Raw genomic sequence first — 16,674 nt, forward strand, 5'->3', positions numbered from 1 at the left:
CCGCTTTTTTTTGGTTTTATGACCATCTGTCATCACCGTCATAAGCCTTTGCCGGTCATTCCCTCTCATTGGCCGGCGCGCTCGTCACATTGTATCTGCAGCCTCGTCCCGTAAGGGAGGCTCGAACCTTTCGCTGTCGGGAAAACCCTATGCGGTCCATGCTGGACAAAGCGCGAATGATTGCGCAGTCATTCGTTGCGTTTGCTGGCGCGTGCCGGCTTTCTGATGATGTTTATTTCCGCTCGACCAAGGTGGCGCCTCGTGTGTGGCGCTTGGAGATCGTCTATGTCACTTCCTCGAAATATCCCGTCTGCTGCGATATCGGTCGATAGCATTGCGTGGATTGGCTTGACCTCGGGCAGACTTCCTCTCGCCACAGCCACCAGTGATGCAAAGTTACTGACCGGTCGGCAAAAACCAATGACCGAGATTGCCATGCTGTTTGCGCAAATTGAGACAAGAGACGGTCATCGCGGTTTGGGTTTCAGTTATTCGAAACGCGGGGGCGGTGAGGGCCAATTCGCGCATGCGGCAGAAATTGCACCTGCTTTGATGATCGATGCGAATCAACAATGGGATTGTCCAACCGCTCAGCGAATGTGCCGTACTTTTGAACCATTGAACTTGATCTGGATCAAGGAGCCCCTGGATTGTTATGACGTTGACGGCCACGCTGCCCTGGCGGCAACGTTCGATACACCCATTGCAACTGGAGAAATGCTCAGGAGTCTGGCGGAGCATCGCGCATTTATCCAGGCAAAAGCCGCTGACTTCCTGATGCCTGACGGCCCTCGTGTTGGTGGTATTACCCCGTTCCTGAAGGTTGCCGCGTTGGCAGAAGAGGCCGGCATCATGCTTGCACCCCATTTCGCCATGGAACTGCATGTGCATCTGGCTGCCTGCTACCCAACGGACCCGTGGGTGGAACACTTCGAGCGGTTGGAGCCGTCGTTCAACGAACGAATTGAAACGCACGCGGGACGCATGATCGTTCCAACACGCCCTGGGGTGGGGTTGTCGCTCAGCGACCCGGTGCGAGGATAGACCGTCGCACGTTCCGAGATCGGCAAGCGGGCCTGACCACCATGTCGACGCGTGACCAACGTCAGGGCATTTCAGGATGCCTGCCCGGTGTCAATGATGGGGCTGGAAAACCTGTAGTGCCCGACGCGTGGCATCGTTGCGGCCTCGCGAGATGTAATCAAGAGCGTGATTTGCGTTAGCGCGGCGTCGATGGAAACCTCTCCCTGCAAACATATACTTTGTAACTGCCCTATAGAAATCGCCTGATCGCTCCGTAATCCAGATAGCGCCGTGAAGTTTTCGGCGCACCGAACACGTATCGGCTTATTGAGAAAAAAGAGGGGTAGGGGTGGAGGAAGACATGCAGCAGTCGAAGAAAGGCGTGACGGTCCGCGCTGGATTATTGACCGTCCTGGTGGCGTTTGCGGCTATGATCTTACTGGGGGGCGCGGTTGGGGTGGTCTCGCTGGGAGGCGCCGATCGGACGAATACGACGTTAGCGGAAGTCGCGCGCCAGGTGGTCCTTGCCAACGACGGCTACAAGGACAGTACGCGGACGCGCGCTGCCTTGACGCGGGCTTACTCGGCGTTAAAGGAACGGGGCGATACTGCGACGCGCGACGGCGCATTGAAATCGGCGCAGACGACGATCGACAAGGCTGCGACGGAGACCCAGGCATTGCGCGATGCCCCGGTGGTGGATGGCATCGACCCGTCGCTTGCCCGTGCGACTGCCGACACGTCCATTGCTCTGGCGACGCTGCTTGAATCGGCCCGCGATGCGCTACGTGCGGGCGACACCAATGCATACGTGGCAATCAATGACGCGAAGATCACCGTCGCCGGACAGCGGTATACGGCGAACCTGGAAAACTTTCAGTCACAAGCAAGCGCGGCGATGCGTGCGGCCAGTGAATCAGGCGCGGCGCAGTACCATCGCGTCATCGGATTGGTCGTCATCGGCATTATCTTTTCATTGGTGCTGCTATTAGTCACGCATATCACCCTAAGACGGTGGGTTATCGGACCCTTGCAACAGGCGAGTGGGCTCCTTGATCGGATTGCGGCCAATGACCTGACCGCGACCACCACGTATCGCAGCAATAATGAGATAGGGCAGTTGTTCGACGCGATGCGCAGGATGCAGCATGGCTTGGCGGAGACGGTATCGGTCGTACGAAGCCGCTGCGAAGCGATCAACACGGGCACGCGTGAAATTGCCGCTGGCAATCTCGACCTGTCGGCGCGTACGGAGCAACAATCCGCATCATTGGGTGAGACCGCGTCCAGCATGAAAGAATTGACTTCCACCGTGAAGCGGAATGCCGATCATGCCCGTGAAGCCAATAATCTTGCCAACTCCGCGGCGTCGGTGGCGAAGCGTGGCGGTGAAGTGATCGGTGACGTTATGCGCACAATGGACGATATCTCGGCCAGTTCGCGCAAGATCGCCGACATCACGGGCTTGATAGACGGTATTGCCTTCCAGACGAACATCCTTGCCTTGAACGCCGCGGTAGAAGCCGCGCGTGCTGGCGACCAGGGGAAGGGCTTTGCGGTTGTCGCGTCCGAAGTGCGCAGCCTGGCGCAGCGGAGCGCCAGCGCCGCCAAGGAGATCAAAGGCTTGATCGAGTCCTCGGTGTCGGACGTATCGCATGGAAACCGGCTGGTGACCCAGGCTGGGACGACGATCAGCGAGGTGGTCGGCAGCGTGGATTCATTGGCAACCTTGATGGCTGAAATATCGGCGGCCACGCTTGAACAAAGCGATGGTATCTCCCAAGTGGAGCAGGCCGTAAGCCAGATGGATCAAGTAACGCAACAGAACGCCGCGCTGGTGGAGGAGGCGTCTGCGGCTACGAGTTCGCTCGAATCACAGGTCGAGGACATGGTCTCGGCAGTGTCGGCTTTCCGTTTGAGATAAGGTATGGGGCGTGCGGCGGCGATCTTCAGGTCACGCCGCACCATGTCACTCTATTGCGCCGACCGAAAACGCATTGCCGACGCTGACGAAATTGCCGCCACCCAAATAATGCAGCGTGTGTAGCGAGGGTTGGCTGCCATCGAACCGCCAGTGACCATCTCGAAAAATGGCGGGATCGGCCGCGGCGGATACGACGTCGCAAAAGCAGGTGTCGTACGCGTCTTCCGTATGCGCTTCCGGTATCAAACGACATTCGAGCCAGGCAGAGCATCCCTGTTCAATCACGGGCATCCCGAGCACGGGTCCAACCAGCGATGGAATACCATGAACGGCAAACTTGTCTTCATCGCGACCCGACACAATGCCAACGTCGCGCGTCATCCTTGCACCATCGACATTCGGCACACAGATGGCAAATTGCCCGCTCGCTTCTATAAGTGATTTGGTGAAGGTTTGCTTGTCAATCACCACGGCGAGGCGAGGGGGCACAAATTCAACGGGCGTGGACCATGCTGCGGACATCACATTGCGGCGTCCATCGTGCAGTGACGTAATCATGACGGTTGGACCGTGGTTCAACAAGCGGCTCGCGTGTTCAAGGGCGACCATGGCGAAGCGGGAGCCCGCAGGAGGGGGGGTGACGGTATTCATCTATGAATGCAAAGGAGCAAGGTAGGGGAAGAAAGTCGCTGGCTGTGATATTTGCCGACGGAGTCCTGAGTGCGATGACGCGGCAGTCATGGCGATCCGCCTCGCTTGGGACGCGAAGCACGGATGCAACCGTGCGCGTCAGTCAGTATAAGCTGTGTGCTGATGGCGTGTGCAACGCCGGGATAACTCGCTATCGGAGGTAATCAGCAAAATGAGACAATCCGTCACCCATCATGCATCGGCGGTAGTTCCGCTACTCTTCCTCATTGCCGTCTGCGCGGTTCCTCCGGCCAATGCAGCGAACTTTGTGGATAATTTGAAGGCGCAAGCGCAACAGCAGTTGAACGGCGGCCAGCTTGACGGGTCAAAGGGTGCCGGCAGCACGGCTAATGCAATGAGTGGTGCGCTCGGAAGCTTGGGAATGCCGGCGATGAGTAGTCGCACTGGCATCAATGCGGCCGGCGTGTTGGTTTACTGCGCTAAAAACAAATATCTGAACGCGTCAAACGCTCAGACTGTCAAAGACAAATTATTGCAAAACGCAGGGCTGAGCGGTACAACGGCACAGCGGGACAGCGGCTATCGCGAGGGCGTTTCCGGCTTACTCCAAGGCAGCAACGGCACGACGCTCAACTTGGACAATATCAAGGACAATCTGAAACGCAAAGCTTGCGACTACGTGTTGGATCATGCGAAGTCGTTTATCTAGCGATTTTGCATGGCGACCGCCTCGACTGCGTAGTGGCCATTAAAGTGATAACAGGTGCATGGCCAGCAGACTCCATGCGCCCAAGGCGACAAGGGCCAATATCGCAGATGCCACCACGCGACCACCAGATCGCGCTATATCTCGAATGTCGACGCCCAGGCCGAGTGCCGCCATCGATAAAATGGTCAAGAACGTGGAAACGGATTGTGCGGGTGCCAATGCCGCCTGCGGTAGCGCATCAATCGAGCGCAAGCCCATCAGTGCAAGAAATCCAACGACAAACCAAGGGCAAAGCTGATGCCATGCAACCGTTTGTCGGCTTTGCGTCGCGTCGGCACGTCGCGCGCGCGGTAGCCATGTCGAAAGTATCAACAATACCGGGCCAAGCATCAGCACCCGGACCAGCTTTACCAACGTTCCCACCTGAACGCTCAACGCGGAGACTGGCGCGGTAGCGGCCAATACTTGCGGGACGGCATAAACGGTCAAGCCAGCGAATACGCCATATGCGCGCGGTGACAACCCAAGTAGACCTCCCAACATGGGCAACAACAGCACGACTAAGACGCCCAGCACCGCGGTAAATGCGATGGCCGCGGCGATGTCCCGACCTTTGGCGCCGACTACGGGTGCCGCCGCGGCAATCGCCGAATTGCCGCAGATGGCATTTCCGCAAGCAACCAGTAGCGCCAACTCGCGATGGAGTCCGATTAGTCGCCCTACAGCGTAACCTGTCACCAGCGTCGATGCCACCACGGTGGCGATTGCGATCAGCAAGCCCACGCCCTGCGCCAGCACGACATGGGCACTGATCGATGCGCCGAGCAACATCACCGCGATCTCCAGTAGCGTCTTCGCACAAAATGCGATGCCCTTTTGATAGCGGTCTGACAGGGGCACAGCGCTCCGGAGTGTTACGCCGATGAGAATCGCCAGCACAAGGCTATCTAGCCAGGAGCGATGGAATAGCCAAGTTTGCAGTGCATTGACGGATAGCGCTGCGCCCCCTACGGCGACACTCATGACCAGCCCGGGGGCGATATCGGCGATTGCTTCCACGAATCGCGCGAGCGCATTTGGGCGCTCGGGAACGTTGACGCACTGAGAAGGAGTGGTGATTGACATGTTTTAGCACTTTTGTGCATATCGATATGATCAAAAGTGTGAAGCATCCAATCGTGTTAATCAATCAAATGTTTGTTGATATATTGTGCAATTTAATCGAATGATGTATCAATACGGGCATTTGAGGTGGAAGTGCTTCATCACTTGAGCAAGGCGCTTGAGGTTTCTGGTGTGCTGGGCGGAGAGTATCTGTCTGTGCTGCTATCGCGCCAGAGCAAGCAACGCGCTTTCGCGATGGCGACGTCTCGATTCGCATCGATGGCCAGGAGCGACGCTATGCGATTAAGATGGAATTACACATCGTACGCACATTGGACCTGGAACGATTCATTGCCCAGGTCGACAACTTGGATTACTGCTTGCGGCATTGTCACGTTATCGGGCGTGGACCGGGAAAAGGGCATTTCACTGCCTGCTTTCAAAACGCGGACGGATTTTGGCTCCCAAGCGTCAATTGCTGCCATGACGCAAGATGCGCCGTGATCTGACGGCGGTGTTCGATGGCGCCAAGTGTTTCGCGCTTGAGTGCAAAATGCTGTCGAATTGGGCCGAAGTTCGAGAGGAAGCCCTGGGCACGTCGCCGATCTCTTAAGCCGCGCATGCGGCGCTCACGTTCACGTGTTGGTTGATGGCTATCTTCGGCACGGTTATTTACGCGTGCGGCAGCCCGTATGGAGATGTGCTTCGTCTTGGCCAGCGCGGGCACTCGGGCTTTGGCAACCGGATAGCTAAGAAGCTGATCGGTCACGATGACCCGCGGTGCCGGGTGCTTGCGCAAGATCCTCTTGAAGAATTGTTCAGCTGCGGCGGTATCACGACGCTTTTGCAAAAGGATGTCGAGTTCTTGCCCTTGCTCGTCAACGGCGCGCCAGAGCCAGTAAGGCTCACCGCGTAGACGCACGAACATTTCATCGAGATGCCATGTTTTGGCGCTACGGCCGGTGATCTTTACATGTGCGGCAAATCGCGCCCCGAATTTATCGCACCACCGCCGTATCGATTCGTAGCTGACGATCACGCCGCGCTCGAGCAATAATTCGTCCATGTCGCGCGAGCTCAGCAAGAAGCGAAAGTACCAGCGCACCGCTAGGCCGATGATGGCAGGTGGAAAACGGTGTCCGCGGTAAATGGACGAGGTGTTCATGCGCCAAGCTTACGTGACCGCTTCGAGAACGTAACAGTGCTCACCATAGCCTTTCAGAATAACAGACCGCCTTATTGCGACAGAACCCGATAAGTGTCCCATCGGAACTGCTGCTTTTGAGCGACGCGAGCTTCATGGTGCCTGTCTCCTTCGTTGTGTATTATCCGAGCGGACGGCCGCCGTCGACGGGCAGCACGCATCCGGTAGTGAAATGCAGATGGCGCACGGCGGCCAGCACCGCGCCCGCAATTTCCTCGGGCTGCGCGAGGCGGCCGAGCGGCGTGCGGCCCGCCTGTGCATCGCGCCACGCGCTATCCATCGACTTGACGAACTCCGTGTCGACGAGTCCCGGCGATACCGACACCACGCGGATCGACGGCGCGAGTGCACGGGCCAGCGATTTCGTGAGATTGTCGAGCGCGGCTTTCGACGCGCAATAGATCACGTTGCTGCCCATCGCCGTCTGCGCGGCGATCGACGAAATATTGACCACTACGCCGCCGCCTTCGAGCTCGCTTCGAGCGAGCAGCGGACGCAGCGCGCGCACCATTGCGAACGGGCCGCGCACATTGGTCGCGAGCACGTCGTCGATCAGCGCGTCGTCCACGCCGTCAAGATCTTCATGTGCGACGAAACGGGTGGTGCCCGCACAGTTGACGAGCACATCGCAACGGCCGTAGCGGGTCGCGACCGAATCGGCGAGACGCATGAGCGCCGCGCTGTCGGTGACGGGCGCGGCGCGCGCGCAGTGTCCGACGCCCGGCAACTGTTCGACGAGCGTCTGCGCCCCGGCAGCCGAATTGCGATAGCCGGCGACGATGGAGAAACCCGCCTGCGCGAGCGTGCGGCAAATCTGCGCGCCGAGTCCGCCTGTCGCGCCGGTGACAACGGCGACAGGATGTGAGCCATGCGCTGGGATGGGTGTCGTCATGTCAGTCCCGCTTGCCAAGACGGCGCACGCGGATGTCGGCCTGTTCCTTGTGGCCCGAGAAGTGCTCCAACGCGCACAGGCGCGAACAGACTTCGCCGATGTGCACCGACGCCTCGTCGGTCAGAATGCGCTGGTAGCTATGCGTCTTGATGAACTTGCCGACCCACAGGCCGCCCGTGTAGCGGCCCGCGCCCATCGTCGGCAGCGTGTGGTTGGTGCCGATCACCTTGTCGCCGTACGAGACGTTCGTGCGATGGCCGAGGAACAGCGCGCCGTAGTTGGTCATACGTTGCAGGAACCAATCAGGGTCGCGAGTCATCACCTGCACGTGTTCGGAGCACAGACGTTCTGCTTCCTGCAGCATTTCTTCGTCGGTATCGCACAGGATGATCTCGCCATAGTCGCGCCACGCAACGCTCGCGACGGGCGCCGTGTCAAGGCGCGCGAGCACTGTTTCGATCGCGGCGGGCAGCTCTGCGGCGATCTTCTTGCTGGTCGTGATGCAGTAAGCGGGTGACGTCGGACCATGCTCGGCCTGACCAAGCAGATCGACAGCGACGAGTTCGGCGTCGACGGTGTCGTCGCAGATCACGAGCGTTTCCGTCGGACCGGCGAACAGGTCGATCCCGACGCGGCCGTACAGTTGCCGCTTGGCCTCGGCGACAAACGCGTTGCCGGGGCCGACGATCATGTCGACGGGCGCGATGTGTTCGGTACCGAGCGCCATCGCCGCGACGGCTTGTACACCGCCCATCACGTAGATTTCATCGGCGCCCGCGAGCGCCATCGCAGCGATGATCTCCGGCGACGGCTTGCCGTCGAACGGCGGCGCGCACGCGATCACGCGTTTCACGCCCGCGACCTTCGCGGTCAGCACGCTCATGTGCGCCGACGCGAGCAGCGGATATTTGCCGCCCGGAATGTAGCAGCCGACCGAATTCACCGGGATGTTCTTATGTCCGAGCACGACACCGGGCAGCGTCTCCACTTCGACATCTCGCAGCGACATCAACTGAATTTGCGCGAAGCGGCGGATCTGCGCCTGCGCGAACTTGATATCTTGGATGGCCTGCAGGCTGAGCGAATCGATGCACTCCTGGATCTCCTCAGCGGACAGATGGAAATTGGCCGGATTCCAATTGTCAAAACGCTCCGAATAGCCGCGCACGGCCACTTCGCCACGCGCCTCGATATCAGCGATGATTTTCTCCACTGTCGCGCGAACCTGCGCGTTATTGTCCGCTTTCACTTGGGCGCTCTGGCCCGTTTTGATGTGTTCGATCATATCGGTTGTCCAATGGATCAGAAAAAGAAAGGGGGCCTGCGGCTAGTTCTCCGCCGGGTTCTCGACCACGTGCCCGAAAAGCAGCACGTTCGCAAAGAACGGCTGAAGCAGCGCACGCCACTGCGAGATGGGCGTGGATCCGCGAATGCGCTGCATATGGTCGTCGACCTTGATCCAACGCACGAGCCAGTCGGTATCCACTGGTAGTCCTCGATACAGCGCTGAAGCTCGTGATCGCTATAGCCCGGCATTGCAGCGAGGAATGCTTGCGCCGTGGCAAATGCTACTCCGAAGCCCGAGTTGCTACCGGGCGCGATGCGACAGTCTGCGATTTCGAGCATCATCGCGGGCTCCAGTCAGGCAGCGCGAGACCGGGGGCGGGCGAGTGGAAGCTCGCAAGCGTCGTACCGATACGGCACGCAGATCGGGGTCACCGAATGTGATGCTGGCCATCATCAGCGCGACCGTGCCGCGGCACGCGTCCATCAGTTCGGGCGTGGGCGTGCCTTGCTGGCAATGCTCTTCGTAGCGCGCGAGCGCTTCGGGATTGCCGTCGTCTAGCAGTGTCCACACTTCGCCTTCCAACGTGAGCGTGATCAGCTTATTGGTGAGGATCAGCGTGATCCACAGATTGCCGTGCGCATCGAACGCGACGCCGTCCAGGAAGCCGCCTAGATCGTGCGGGCCATAAATTTCGTGGGCACTGAGCGCGCCGTCGCCAGCTACGCTCAGACGCGAAATGCCGTGTTCGTCGACCAGGCCGACGTAACGGTCCACCGTCTTCTCGCTGATCGAGCGCGTCCACGGCACCTGGCGCATCATGACCGTGAGCCAGATGCGGCCTTTCGAATCTGTCAGCACGAAATTGGTCTTGCCGAGCGGCGCGCCATCGCGCGTCATGAGTTCGATCCCGTCGGTGCCGAAGTTTGCGATCACGATGTTGCCTTCGCGATCGAACGCGAGGCGATTCGGCAGTGTGCCGCCTAGCACGAGTTGCTGCTCGTCGCGGGAAGCGGGCGTGTGAGCATGATCGGGCTGCTGCGCGATCAGCGCTTGCGTACCGTCAGGTGCGATGCGCATCCCGCCGCCGCGCGCATCAGCTGTCCATAAAGTGGCGTCGGTCTCGGCGAGGATGCATTCGGGGCGCAGCAGGTCTCGGCCGGCCATCTGAATGTGGTCGCAGCTCACGTGCCATCCGCTCAAGGGATTGAACGATGTCGTCATCGGAAAATGCATTGTGGGTGGAAGAGGGGAGCGTCGTCGAAGGCTTGTTGCGCGTCACGCCGCCGGTCTGTCGATGGCGAACGGCTGGAGCAGTTCGATCAGGTTCCCGCATACATCGCGCTAGAATGCCGTTGGATTGCCGTCGACGACCAGTTCGAACGCGATGTCGGCACCCCGTGAGCGCAGTGCGGCGACGGCGCCGCGTAGGTCGGGTAATTCGAAGCACATGTGCTTGTTGCCGTGCGTGCGCAGATCCAGGTTCGGCATGCGCCGCTCGTCGGGCAGCGGCGCCGCGCCGGGCACTTCGAAGAGTTCGATGCGAAAGCCGTCGCGGCCCAGGAAAGCGATGCGCGCGGAAATCTTGTCGATCGTCATCTGCGATTCAAGCGCGAAGCCGATCATGCGCCCGTACCAGTCGATTGCGGCATCGAGATCGCGCACGCCAACGCCAAAGTGATGTGGGCGCAGCACGGAAAGAAGCGGCGGGTTCGGATGGTTCGAGGTCGAGGTCGAGGTCGAGGTCGAGGACCGAGGGGCTGCTGCGCGGTCATCGTCGAGATGCGGCACGTCCTCGGACAGCGTCAGAAGCGCAGTCGTCATGGCGGGTGTCTCCTGCTTGTCTGGCGCGCTACGAGGCGCGTCATGTCGTTTGCTTGCTAGTACTGTAGAGGCTTTCACCTGTCGAGACTATCAATTCCTAGTGGAAACACGCATTGATGTGATCGAATGATTGCCGGATAGTGCGGCCCCATGAGACTGCGTCATTTCGATATGAATTTGCTCGACGCGCTGCTTGACATGCGCAGCGTAACACGAGCGAACGCCTGCATATCGGCGCATAGGCGACGAGCAGCGCACTGGGGCGGCTGCTCGCGTATTCCGGCGATCCGTTGCTGATGCAGGTGGGCCGGCGCATGGAGCTGACGCCACTCGGCAGGAGCCTTGCACAGCCGGTGCGCGAGATACTGCTGAATGTGCAGTCGACGGTCGTCGCGAGTCTCGAGTTCGATCCCGCGCTGGCGCGCCGCAACTTCGTGATCCGGGCGTCGGACTATCTGACCACGGTGCTCGTGACGATTCTGGTGCAAATAGGTAAGATCGTTGAGAACATGTTTATATGTAGGATGACATATCAATAGGAGATGGCGGGTTCCATACATCGTTCGTGAAAGCATCCTTGGTACCGAACTTAGTCAGGTCGAACTACTCCTTGCGAATACGACGCATCAATTCGATTCCTGCAACTGCGGTTGCAGCATTGCTGAAACACTTGAAACCGAGCATCTAGCATTTCTCGATATTGCAAACGTCAATAGCCTCATCGCGATTCATCGGGTCAATTCCAGTGTCTTTAAAACAGATACGGAATTTCGCAAATGTGCTGCCTGTTCGCGCAACGCTTCAGCCGCTGCCGCTCCTTCCTCGACAAGCGCAGCGTTCTGTTGGGTGACGATATCCATCTGGGTGACGGCGTCTTTGATCTGATCAATGTCCCTGCCTTGTTCATCGCAAGCCTCGGAAATCTCGTTCATGATCCCCGTGACACGTTGTATCGCTTCACGCGCCTTGATCATGCTCGCGACTGTATCGTTGACCATTCGCGCCCCTTCATCAACACGGTCGGCGGAGTTGGTGATGAGGGCCTTGATTTCCTTCGCAGACGCAGCCGACCGCTGGGCAAGCGTGCGTACTTCGCCCGCTACCACGGCAAACCCACGGCCGCCCTCTCCCGCCCGCGCCGCTTCGACGGCAGCATTGAGCGCAAAGACATTAGTTTGAAACGCGATACCCTCGATGATCCCAATGATTTCGACCATTTGCCGAGAGCTCGCCTCAATGCCCGCCATCGTACTAACGACGCCGGTCACCAACGTCTCGCTAATCGTGGCGACTTCTGACGCACCCTGCGCGAGCTGCCTTGCCTGCGTCGCATTATCTGCATTATGTTTCACGGTGACACTCAACTGCGCCATGCTCGCCAACGTCTGCTGAAGGGATGCCGCCTGCTCTTCGGTGCGAGCAGCCAGATCATTGTTACCCGATGCGATCTCATTGGTTGCGGTGAAGATCGAATCGCTGCCGGTACGCATGACCGTAACCGTAAGGCTCAAGCGGTGTTGCATGGATTCGATGTCGCTCAATAGACGCCCCATTTCATCACTTGTACGGCTGCGCACTTTACCCATGAGGTCACCGTCCGCGATTCGGGAGAAATGGCCAAGCGCCTCGTTCAGCGGCGTCATAATCGCTCGGCGCAGCAACAGCCAACTCAGCGAAGCGGCCGTCAATCCGAAGACGACCAAGCCGATCGTCAAGGCGTGAATAGCGCGCGCCATTGCCATGGCCCGGTCGGCGCGCGATGTCGCCTGTATTTTGATAAATTGCTTTAATTTTCTGATCGCGCCGTCGACTTGGACAAAATTAGACGGTAGCACCTCGCTGGAAACTCGATAGATCCCGGCAGTGTCTCGCTGATCGATCGTAGAGCGCAATTGGTCGATGGCTTCGTGTCATCGCGATACGCTTCACATCGGCGTCGGCCGCTAGCTCTTGCTCTTCTGGCAACTTCGGCGCACTCATATAAAGCTTGAACGCATTATTCGCCTTATTCTGCACATCAACCGAAATGTCCCGGAGTCGCGAAAAATTGGGCGCATCCAGATTCAGCGCCATCTGGTTTAGCACCAGCGTAGTGATCGCCAGATACGCGTGCGTGTCCCCCAGATCAGCCATCGCTGGTAAAAAATTTTGTGACATCCGTTCAGCGGCGGCGGCACTTCGACCCTGCCCCCAAAGGCTCAAACCGCCCACCACGCTCAGTAACAGTCCAAGGAGCCCCGTGGTTGCTGCAAGCCTTGCTTGTATCGATAACGTCTTCAAGAGCGCCGGCCACGACAGCCACCCGGTTGTGCGAGTCGATGAATGTCTTCATGAATAGGCCTCTTATAGTAGCGTGAAAGCCTGTCACCGGAGGGGCTGGCGTAGCGCTTCCTGCGCCTCGACCATCACGCTGGTGTGTTCTTCGCGCGATCCACCTTGTTGTTCGAGTACCCCCATACGGTTGGAAGCACGGACGACCAGTCGCGCACGTTCATAATGCCTTTCGGCATAATTGATCAACGCGTCCTCAATGGCGTCATGTCGTTCGAGTTCCTGCGCGAGTACAATAGCGCCCTCGACCGCTATCCCCGCGCCCGACGCAAGGTGTGGGGTTGTTGCGTGGATCGCATCGCCGAGCAATACGATGCGTCCTTTATACCAAGGCGCCTCGATCAAGTGACCCGCAAGTGGTCGGTACAGCACGCGAGGATTATTGAGCGAACCATCGAGCAAACCCGCGCGAAACGTCCCAATGGCACCGCCAAATTGCTCGAGTAAGTCGGCAAGCATGCGTGGCCATTCCTCCGGAGCGACGAACTCCGATCCCGGGCGTTTGTCGAGAACGAACAAATAGCATTCCGTCGCACTAATGGGGTTCATTCCCGCTTTTGTGGTTTCGCCCATGTAGATAGTGGAATTCTGATGAAGGCGCGGCACGACGGCCCGCCAGGAGCCTTGACCCGTGAATGACGGTCCCGCAAAATCAGGCATGACGATTTTCCGAACCGCGGAATGTAGGCCATCCGCGCCAATCACGAGATCGTAAGTCCGATGGCTACCGTCAGTGAACCGGACCTCGACGCCGCTGCTATCCTGTTCTATCCGGTCGAAGCTTAGTCCGAGCCTTACGTTTGCGCCGGCATTCTGTGTGGCAGTGCCCAAAATATCTGCGAGAACCGTGCGCATGATGCCCGCGCCTCCGGGAAGGTCCTCCGCGCCGATCGCCGAAGCAACGGGAACGGTGGCATTAACTTTTCCGTTTGCATCGCAGATGTCGACGGTCCGCCACGAGCCTCCGCGCCTCAACACCTCGTCGACCACGCCTATCTCGCGCAAGCTACGCAATGATGGGCCGCTAATCGTGATGCCGGCGCCGTCAGCTGCCCATCGCGGGTTGATCTCAATGAGATCGACTTGTATACCCTGTTTGCGCAGCATGATGGCAACGCACATTCCGCCAATGCCGCCCCCGATGACCAAGACCTTGTTGATAGGTGTCATAGTGAATATCTCTGTCCGATGTTGAACCGCAATGCTCAGACCACCGTTCCGCCGAGCTGTCCAGCAAGCCAGTCGGCAATGCGATTACCCGCGTTCAATGGATTGTCGAGCGAGCTGTGTTCGACCCCGCCTTCACGTGCGGTGAATACAAACAATGCTTTATCCGGGCTGTTAATCAACTGCTCGAAGCTTTGATAGGCGTATTTCAAAGGGATCTGACGATCACTTTCCCCGTGCGTGATGAGGAAAGGCACACGAATTCGATCGAGCACGCCATTCAGGTGCATGTGTTCGGCTTTCGCCAGAAAGTCATCCATGTCCTTTGCGCCAAAGACCCATTGCACGTGTTTCCAATAGTGCGGCACTGGATTCTCACCCTCGCGTTTCAGCCTGGTCTGTTGCACCTCGCGCCAATCATGATTCGCGCCCCAGACCGCCCCGCACGCGAACCGCGGTTCGAACGCCACGGCACGCGGACAGTAATACCCGCCCAATGACACACCGAGCGCACCAATTCGGTCAGCCGCCGTGTCGACGTGTTGCTCTAGCCAATCCACGATCGGTGTCGCCCAGGCCTCCGAATCGTGTACGGCGTGCAGTCCCTGCAGACGTAGTGCCTCGCCGGTACCCGGCTGGTCGACAAAAAGCGCGGACAGGCCACGGCGGGCGAACATCGTGCCCATCACACTTTTTTGCAACATTTCCTTGGTCGAATCGAGACCATTCATGACAACGACGATCGGCGCGCGCGTACCTGGCGCCAGACCTTCGGCTCGTACGTAGAGCCCGGTGAGGTACGTGTCTCGATAAGGAATCTCGACACGGACACAGTTCTCCCGTGCGAGCTTGCGTCCTTGCTCAAACAGCTCGAGCGACTTTCTATAGATGGCTAGCCGCGCCGCGAAGCCGTGGGCCTGCATCCGTTCGGCAATGCCATAGTAGAGGCCGGCACGACTCAACTTCTCGCCCGCGGACAGTGCATGGCCTTGTGCAAGATCTTCTTCGGCTAGCGCGATCAGCGCGTCCGCCCCGCGTTTCCATGCTTCATAGAACGCTTGTGTACCTGGATCATCACCGGCGCGAGCGGCTTCGAGAAGCGGCGCACACATGGCATCCACCTCTCCGATATTGCCGCCATGCGTCAGCGCAATCATCGTGGAAAGGCTCCATACGTAGTTTGTTTGAAAGTACTGAAACATGATGTGGTCGCCTTGGTTCAGATAGGTTAAATCAGTCGAAGATCGAGGGGATTTGGACGGGAATCCATACCATTCCGTCTTCGACGTGCACGGGCACCGGGTTCAGGCGTTTGCCTTTACAGGGTCCGGCAAAACATTCACCGGTTCGGATATCGAAGTGCGCGGAGTGCGCATAGCAGACGATATGGCTTCCGTCGGCGGAAAGAAAACGGTCTTGGCGGTATTCCATCGGCCGATGTTCATGCGGGCAGTCGTTGCGCCAGATGAATACGTCTTCGCCTTGCCGCACGACGCATAATTGATCGTCAAGGCCTTCGCGCAAAAAGCCTCGCGAGCCGCCGTCTGGCAGCTCATGAAGATGGCAGAGCACGCGTAATGCAGTCATGGCGCTCCCCTTTCATTCACCGGGCGCCCATTTGTCGCGCGCATCGAAGAGAAATATCTGTGAATTGTCCGATCCTGGATCGCACGCGCGGGGCGTCCAGCTTTCGTCGTGCAAGTCCATATCGGCATCGAATTCGATCGTGGCACCGAACGGACTATTGAAATACCAAAAATAGTTACTCCCGAGGATATGGCGCCCGGGCCCCCAAAAACTCTTGTACCCACGCTTAACGAAATTCCAGCCGTGCTGCAGCACCTCGTTTGCCGATCCCAGATGAAATGTAAAGTGATTGCAGCCGATCATGTGTTCATTCTGGCTTTCGATCATGAAAAGCGTGTGGTGATCGTTGGTGCCGGCCGGGCGCATGAACGGACCGAGATTGTTGAACCGATCGGTGACAACGAAACCAAGCCGCCGATAAAATATCTCGGCCTTTAGGGCGTCTTCCACGAAATACACGACATGCGACAGCGTGCGTGGCTTGATGATTTCTTCCGGATTCGCCGCGCAATCGTTCAATGCACGACCCGGGGGCTGACCCGGGACATTGAAACCCAGATGACGTGCTTCATATGTGTGCCGCTTTGTCACCATGAAGCCGATACCGAATCCTGCATCGTCAATACTGTGGACCGTTCCGCACTCGTCGATCGTTACGTCACGGTCGACTGCCAAATTCTCATGAATGGCTGCTAGCGTTTGCCTGTCCTTTACCCCATATACCGTCTCGCGCAAGCTGGGCGTTGCCGCTTTGGGGGGTAAGGGTGGGAGCGCGGGATCGTCGGCCGGGCGCAGGATAAGTCCGGTGCCATCCAACGCGGTAAAAATACCGCCCCGCTCTGAATCGTAATGCCTCTCTTCAAGGCCGTAATCTAGTAGATATTGTCGGCTACCGGCCAGATCGTCGACGCCGAAGACGAGGAATTCAAGTCCGATGATATTCATGGATGTAGTTCCGATAATGCGCGGATGA

At 58.4% G+C, this 16,674-nt stretch carries 18 protein-coding genes; 4 read left to right on the forward strand and 14 right to left on the reverse strand.

Going from position 1 to position 16,674, the window contains the following annotated elements; translation table 11 throughout:
• Positions 1-285 precede the first annotated feature (285 nt).
• Both WM40_RS20825 and WM40_RS20830 read left to right on the forward strand, forming a co-directional pair.
• Positions 286-1,044: an enolase C-terminal domain-like protein gene (locus WM40_RS20825; RefSeq protein ID WP_046153851.1), complete on the forward strand. Its 759-nt coding sequence runs from the start codon at positions 286-288 to the stop codon at positions 1,042-1,044.
• Between the two features lie 340 nt (positions 1,045-1,384).
• Positions 1,385-2,947 carry a methyl-accepting chemotaxis protein gene (locus tag WM40_RS20830; RefSeq protein WP_046153867.1) on the forward strand — a complete coding sequence of 521 codons (1,563 nt, stop codon included), beginning with the start codon at positions 1,385-1,387 and terminating at the stop codon, positions 2,945-2,947.
• Positions 2,948-2,992: 45 nt separating this feature from the next.
• On the opposite strand, the gene WM40_RS20835 is transcribed toward WM40_RS20830, so the two are convergent.
• Positions 2,993-3,598: a flavin reductase family protein gene (locus WM40_RS20835; RefSeq protein WP_024904317.1), complete on the reverse strand. Its 606-nt coding sequence runs from the start codon at positions 3,596-3,598 to the stop codon at positions 2,993-2,995.
• 211 nt (positions 3,599-3,809) lie between these two features.
• Here WM40_RS20835 and WM40_RS20840 point away from each other — a divergent pair, with 211 nt between their 5' ends.
• Complete coding sequence (locus tag WM40_RS20840; RefSeq protein WP_024904318.1) at positions 3,810-4,307, forward strand: DUF2501 domain-containing protein; 498 nt, start codon at positions 3,810-3,812, stop codon at positions 4,305-4,307.
• A gap of 39 nt (positions 4,308-4,346) precedes the next feature.
• On the opposite strand, the gene WM40_RS20845 is transcribed toward WM40_RS20840, so the two are convergent.
• The 7 genes from WM40_RS20845 to WM40_RS20870 form a co-directional block, all read right to left on the reverse strand.
• Positions 4,347-5,432, reverse strand: a complete 1,086-nt coding sequence (locus WM40_RS20845) for a YeiH family protein (protein WP_081765012.1) — start codon at positions 5,430-5,432, stop codon at positions 4,347-4,349.
• A gap of 418 nt (positions 5,433-5,850) precedes the next feature.
• The gene (locus WM40_RS20850) at positions 5,851-6,576 is read right to left on the reverse strand and encodes an IS6 family transposase (protein WP_046153852.1); all 726 of its coding nucleotides are present in this window, start codon (positions 6,574-6,576) and stop codon (positions 5,851-5,853) included.
• A gap of 160 nt (positions 6,577-6,736) precedes the next feature.
• Positions 6,737-7,507: an SDR family NAD(P)-dependent oxidoreductase gene (locus WM40_RS20855; RefSeq protein ID WP_024904321.1), complete on the reverse strand. Its 771-nt coding sequence runs from the start codon at positions 7,505-7,507 to the stop codon at positions 6,737-6,739.
• 1 nt (position 7,508) lies between these two features.
• Positions 7,509-8,792 (reverse strand): histidinol dehydrogenase, encoded by a 1,284-nt coding sequence (gene hisD, locus WM40_RS20860; protein ID WP_046153853.1) that lies wholly within the window; start codon positions 8,790-8,792, stop codon positions 7,509-7,511.
• Between the two features lie 42 nt (positions 8,793-8,834).
• Positions 8,835-8,993, reverse strand: a complete 159-nt coding sequence (locus WM40_RS31700; protein ID WP_236693624.1) for a hypothetical protein — start codon at positions 8,991-8,993, stop codon at positions 8,835-8,837.
• A gap of 102 nt (positions 8,994-9,095) precedes the next feature.
• Positions 9,096-10,016, reverse strand: coding sequence for an SMP-30/gluconolactonase/LRE family protein (locus tag WM40_RS20865; protein ID WP_236693625.1), 921 nt, complete (start codon positions 10,014-10,016; stop codon positions 9,096-9,098).
• Between the two features lie 120 nt (positions 10,017-10,136).
• A complete protein-coding gene (locus tag WM40_RS20870) occupies positions 10,137-10,616 on the reverse strand; it encodes a VOC family protein (RefSeq protein ID WP_082103063.1) in 480 nt (159 codons plus the stop codon).
• 314 nt (positions 10,617-10,930) lie between these two features.
• On the opposite strand from WM40_RS20870, the gene WM40_RS28150 reads away from it, so the two are divergent.
• Positions 10,931-11,155, forward strand: a complete 225-nt coding sequence (locus WM40_RS28150; RefSeq protein ID WP_157685880.1) for a hypothetical protein — start codon at positions 10,931-10,933, stop codon at positions 11,153-11,155.
• Between the two features lie 189 nt (positions 11,156-11,344).
• Here the strand turns inward: WM40_RS28150 and WM40_RS20880 are convergent, their stop codons facing one another.
• The 6 genes from WM40_RS20880 to WM40_RS20900 all read right to left on the reverse strand — a co-directional run bounded on the left by WM40_RS20880 (position 11,345) and on the right by WM40_RS20900 (position 16,646).
• Positions 11,345-12,358, reverse strand: coding sequence for a methyl-accepting chemotaxis protein (locus WM40_RS20880; protein WP_157685881.1), 1,014 nt, complete (start codon positions 12,356-12,358; stop codon positions 11,345-11,347).
• Positions 12,359-12,437: 79 nt separating this feature from the next.
• Positions 12,438-12,896, reverse strand: a complete 459-nt coding sequence (locus WM40_RS28155) for a Tar ligand binding domain-containing protein (protein ID WP_157685882.1) — start codon at positions 12,894-12,896, stop codon at positions 12,438-12,440.
• 84 nt (positions 12,897-12,980) lie between these two features.
• On the reverse strand, positions 12,981-14,117 hold the full coding sequence (locus WM40_RS20885; RefSeq protein WP_046153854.1) for an FAD-dependent oxidoreductase: 1,137 nt from the start codon (positions 14,115-14,117) through the stop codon (positions 12,981-12,983).
• Between the two features lie 35 nt (positions 14,118-14,152).
• On the reverse strand, positions 14,153-15,316 hold the full coding sequence (locus WM40_RS20890) for an alpha/beta hydrolase family protein (RefSeq protein ID WP_046153855.1): 1,164 nt from the start codon (positions 15,314-15,316) through the stop codon (positions 14,153-14,155).
• 31 nt (positions 15,317-15,347) lie between these two features.
• Positions 15,348-15,701: a Rieske (2Fe-2S) protein gene (locus WM40_RS20895; RefSeq protein WP_046153856.1), complete on the reverse strand. Its 354-nt coding sequence runs from the start codon at positions 15,699-15,701 to the stop codon at positions 15,348-15,350.
• Between the two features lie 12 nt (positions 15,702-15,713).
• Positions 15,714-16,646: a VOC family protein gene (locus tag WM40_RS20900; protein WP_046153857.1), complete on the reverse strand. Its 933-nt coding sequence runs from the start codon at positions 16,644-16,646 to the stop codon at positions 15,714-15,716.
• Between the last annotated feature and the right edge of the window lie 28 nt (positions 16,647-16,674).

Source organism: Robbsia andropogonis, assembly GCF_000970345.1.
GTDB lineage: Bacteria > Pseudomonadota > Gammaproteobacteria > Burkholderiales > Burkholderiaceae > Robbsia > Robbsia andropogonis.

Bases quoted from the DNA above. Each gene is read 5' to 3' on its own strand.
- WM40_RS20825 (WP_046153851.1), top strand. From the start codon at position 286: ATGTCACTTCCTCGAAATATCCCGTCTGCTGCGATATCGGTCGATAGC.
- WM40_RS20830 (WP_046153867.1), top strand. From the start codon at position 1,385: ATGCAGCAGTCGAAGAAAGGCGTGACGGTCCGCGCTGGATTATTGACC.
- WM40_RS20835 (WP_024904317.1), bottom strand. From the start codon at position 3,598: ATGAATACCGTCACCCCCCCTCCTGCGGGCTCCCGCTTCGCCATGGTC.
- WM40_RS20840 (WP_024904318.1), top strand. From the start codon at position 3,810: ATGAGACAATCCGTCACCCATCATGCATCGGCGGTAGTTCCGCTACTC.
- WM40_RS20845 (WP_081765012.1), bottom strand. From the start codon at position 5,432: ATGTCAATCACCACTCCTTCTCAGTGCGTCAACGTTCCCGAGCGCCCA.
- WM40_RS20850 (WP_046153852.1), bottom strand. From the start codon at position 6,576: ATGAACACCTCGTCCATTTACCGCGGACACCGTTTTCCACCTGCCATC.
- WM40_RS20855 (WP_024904321.1), bottom strand. From the start codon at position 7,507: ATGACGACACCCATCCCAGCGCATGGCTCACATCCTGTCGCCGTTGTC.
- hisD (WP_046153853.1), bottom strand. From the start codon at position 8,792: ATGATCGAACACATCAAAACGGGCCAGAGCGCCCAAGTGAAAGCGGAC.
- WM40_RS20865 (WP_236693625.1), bottom strand. From the start codon at position 10,016: ATGACGACATCGTTCAATCCCTTGAGCGGATGGCACGTGAGCTGCGAC.
- WM40_RS20870 (WP_082103063.1), bottom strand. From the start codon at position 10,616: ATGACGACTGCGCTTCTGACGCTGTCCGAGGACGTGCCGCATCTCGAC.
- WM40_RS28150 (WP_157685880.1), top strand. From the start codon at position 10,931: ATGGAGCTGACGCCACTCGGCAGGAGCCTTGCACAGCCGGTGCGCGAG.
- WM40_RS20880 (WP_157685881.1), bottom strand. From the start codon at position 12,358: ATGGCAATGGCGCGCGCTATTCACGCCTTGACGATCGGCTTGGTCGTC.
- WM40_RS20885 (WP_046153854.1), bottom strand. From the start codon at position 14,117: ATGACACCTATCAACAAGGTCTTGGTCATCGGGGGCGGCATTGGCGGA.
- WM40_RS20890 (WP_046153855.1), bottom strand. From the start codon at position 15,316: ATGTTTCAGTACTTTCAAACAAACTACGTATGGAGCCTTTCCACGATG.
- WM40_RS20895 (WP_046153856.1), bottom strand. From the start codon at position 15,701: ATGACTGCATTACGCGTGCTCTGCCATCTTCATGAGCTGCCAGACGGC.
- WM40_RS20900 (WP_046153857.1), bottom strand. From the start codon at position 16,646: ATGAATATCATCGGACTTGAATTCCTCGTCTTCGGCGTCGACGATCTG.